Annotated in this window: 5 protein-coding genes; all 5 read left to right on the plus strand. The window is 32.1% G+C overall.

Annotation, left to right across the window (positions count from 1 at the left end; translation table 11 throughout):
• The first annotated feature begins 164 nt into the window (after nt 1-164).
• Nucleotides 165-404 (plus strand): hypothetical protein, encoded by a 240-nt coding sequence (locus JI65_RS16670; RefSeq protein WP_191018294.1) that lies wholly within the window; start codon nt 165-167, stop codon nt 402-404.
• The gene (locus JI65_RS16675) at nt 394-1,527 is read left to right on the plus strand and encodes an SH3 domain-containing protein (protein ID WP_242457287.1); all 1,134 of its coding nucleotides are present in this window, start codon (nt 394-396) and stop codon (nt 1,525-1,527) included. Before JI65_RS16670 ends, JI65_RS16675 begins: the two co-directional genes overlap by 11 nt.
• 33 nt (nt 1,528-1,560) lie before the next feature.
• Nucleotides 1,561-1,683 carry a hypothetical protein gene (locus tag JI65_RS17615; RefSeq protein ID WP_277950612.1) on the plus strand — a complete coding sequence of 41 codons (123 nt, stop codon included), beginning with the start codon at nt 1,561-1,563 and terminating at the stop codon, nt 1,681-1,683.
• Nucleotides 1,684-1,759: 76 nt separating this feature from the next.
• A complete protein-coding gene (locus JI65_RS16680) occupies nt 1,760-2,374 on the plus strand; it encodes a hypothetical protein (protein ID WP_191018295.1) in 615 nt (204 codons plus the stop codon).
• A 347-nt stretch (nt 2,375-2,721) separates the two neighbouring features.
• The coding region (locus JI65_RS16685; RefSeq protein WP_197971973.1) for a tetratricopeptide repeat protein at nt 2,722-3,186 on the plus strand (465 nt) is incomplete at its 3' end.

A 3,186-nucleotide genomic window follows, 5' to 3' on the forward strand; every position in this document is an offset into this window, starting at 1 on the left:
ACTGTTAAATTACAAAGGATTAGATATGAAAGCCTGTGCTAACTTGCTTATGATGTCTATCTGCAGTAAGAAAAAAAACACATAACATGCGCTTCAAATCGGATTTTGCGGTACAACCCGTTGTTATGTGGACGCCCGCACCGGGGCGCTTTTGGAGAAAAAAATTGAAAAAACAATTTGATCTCGATGGAATAAATGAAAATGCAGAAGAAAAAGCGGCAAGGGCAAAAGGTGTTGGTGCACATCTTCATTTGCAGATGTATCTTAGTGAAGATTTAAATTTTACTAAATTTATACAAAATCATGGATTAATAACTTCTACTGAGGAACAATCTATACCATTGAATAATATGGAAATTGTCAATGCTTTTAATTATACGGAGACATATAAAAATGAAAAATAGAATTTTTTTTCTATTACTTTTGTTGATTAATATTGATTTATTTTCACAAGAATATACATTTACAGTTATACAGGATTGTAACTGGACTAATCTTATGAAACAGCAAGAATCCTTGAAAAAAAATGAAAGACTTCAGTTAGATGATAATGATGGGATTGGTTTTGTTTATCCAAATTCCCCAAAAGAAATTGAGATATGGGTTAAAAATAATGAAAATAAATCTTTAAGTGTGCCTATAAATTTTTTAGTATTCAATGAGAATGCAAAAGAAATTCAAATTAAAATAAAGAGCAATTATTGGGTTCCTGCATATTATTATGAGCAAATAAATAACAAAATAGACAGATATTCTATTCTTTACAAAAATGAGCCTTTTTGGAGAGAATGGAAGAATCAATTTGAAAATCCTTCGAAATGGCAGGAAGATTTCTTTCTTGGTTATTATGGTTTTAATGATTTTTATTTTTTTGCTAGAAATAGTTACATTGGTAATGGAGAAGCAACTTTTCTTGTAACGACAGAAGATGTATCCGAATCATCTATAAAATATAAAGTGTGCAAAATGTATAGCCATTTTCAAAAATATACAAAACGAACTGCACATCCGCAAGAAAACTTTTTACCATTATATAAGAAAGAAACTCCATTCTATATTTATTTGATAATCGACGGCGACTACATGAAAATGTATATAGATGAAGTTTCAGAAAAAAATCTATTTCAAACATTAATCCGCACAAGTCCGGAAGCCTGTAATCAGATAGAAAATTGGATAAAAGGAAAATCGAACGATTTATCAAAAGTTGTAATGCCAAAACATGGCAATCCTTCTGTGCAAACAGAAGTAACAAAAACAAATGCTACCAGCGTTGTTCAAAACAAAACAATGACCGTCAAAGAAAACCTGAAGCTCCGCTCCGGCGAAGCTACCTCTACCCAGGTTCTTACTGTAATGTCTGCAGGAACAAAAGTAAAAATCCTTGAACTTGGAAAAGCAGAAACAATCGATGGCATTTCGTCAAATTGGGTAAAAGTTGAAGTTCAGTCAGATGCAAAAGACCGCGACGGCAAGCCTATAAAAGCTGGTACAGTTGGCTGGTGTTACGGTGGCTACTTAGAATAACTCTCCTCCCTTCATAAGGTCCGGCAGGTTCTTGTGAATAATGCCGTTACGATGCCTTCTACAAATAAGCGTCTTCGGGAGCTTTGCGACGGCGAGTATATTCAGGACGAATTCCATCATGAACAGAATCTGCTTTTGACAGTATCCGCAAATTGAATTTACGTTTACATTATAGAAGTAGCCAAACTAAAAAATAATTTTATTAAAATTATACAATTATCTAGGAGTAAAAATGAAAAAAGTATTAGTATTTTTAATTTTTTGTATAAGTACACTACTCTTAAGTTGTGTTACAAATAGAGCTGATAATATTGAATATTATCTTTCATATGAAATAGATCAAGAAAATTCCCCTCCATGTGGAATGAAGAATAGATTAGAAAGTGGAAATGCATTTGAACAGGAAATTTATTTTATATGGTGGACAGGGTGGAATAAAAGACAAAAAAAAGCAGATCCTTATAAAGCTAGTGTAGAAATATATACAAAAAAACAATATAAAAAATTAATTATAAAAGAATTATCTTATGTATATGAAGGTAAAACTGATTTAATTTGTGAAAATGTTGAATTTAAATTACCTGAAATAGTTTCAACACTGGAAGAAAATCCTGATTCATGGAGGACTGATGGTAAGAATTTTTGGTTGAATGGGGAACTTTTTGCGCATTCAGTAGGTAAATCTAAAGGCTGGCCCAAAATAGACTTTACTTCATTGTTCAGTAATCACAAAACAATTGATGAAGAATTTGAGTTTCAGTTGTTATTAAAATATCAGTTTGATGATGATCCTATTAAGAATGAAACTATTAAGTATAAGGTAACAACAGTTAATGCTTGGAAATAAATAATTAGATATTATTCAATTTTAAAAGGCAATATTATTATGATGAAAAAGAATATCTTTTTTTATTATTTTTTATTTTCGTATTTTCAATTTTTGCCACTGAAAAACAGTGTAAAAGATTATTTATCCTTACTCAAGGAAAATATGCCGCCTTTTAGTGCAGACCGAAGACTTGCAACTAAAGGTGAATATGACCAGGAAATAGTATTTATGTTTACGAACAAATCAAATAAAAAGTTGTAAAAATGGGCGGAGAGGACTGTTCTTTTTTGTCTTGGATTGCCGAAGAAGATTGCAATCAATAAAGGTTCATATCTTATAAGCAAAGATTTTAAGCAGAGGTACGTATGAAAAAACTGTTTGGTGTTCTGTTGTTGGTGTTAGGAGCGTGTGTGTTTGCACAGGCTTTGACTCGTGTTGAGTTTTTTGAGAAGGTAAAAGAAAACTTTGAAATTGAGAATTATGAGGAAGTTTTAAACCTTTCGGACACGATGCTGCTGCAGAAAATGTCAAAAACTCAGGAGGCGGAGATTTATTATGTAAAGGCACAGGCTTGTTATAAGCTTGATAGATTTGATTTGGCTCTCGAGTATGCGGATAAAAGTCTGGCGATTCAAAAAAACTCTCCAGGAGTTCACGATTTAAAAGGTAAGATTTTTATCGCCCTGTATAAAAAAAGCGATGATTCGGAGAACTTAAGGAAAGCCATTGTGGCTTTTGATGAAAGCTTAAAAATTGACCAGCGATTTTTTGGGAGCCATTTATATCGGGGGCTTGCAAGATATTATTTATTTTCGAGTCAGTATTCAGAA

Source organism: Treponema zioleckii (assembly GCF_014737315.1).
Lineage (GTDB): Bacteria > Spirochaetota > Spirochaetia > Treponematales > Treponemataceae > Treponema_D > Treponema_D zioleckii.

Excerpts from the sequence above, each read along its gene's own strand:
- JI65_RS16680 (WP_191018295.1), top strand. The coding sequence starts at position 1,760 with ATGAAAAAAGTATTAGTATTTTTAATTTTTTGTATAAGTACACTACTC.
- JI65_RS16675 (WP_242457287.1), top strand. The coding sequence starts at position 394 with ATGAAAAATAGAATTTTTTTTCTATTACTTTTGTTGATTAATATTGAT.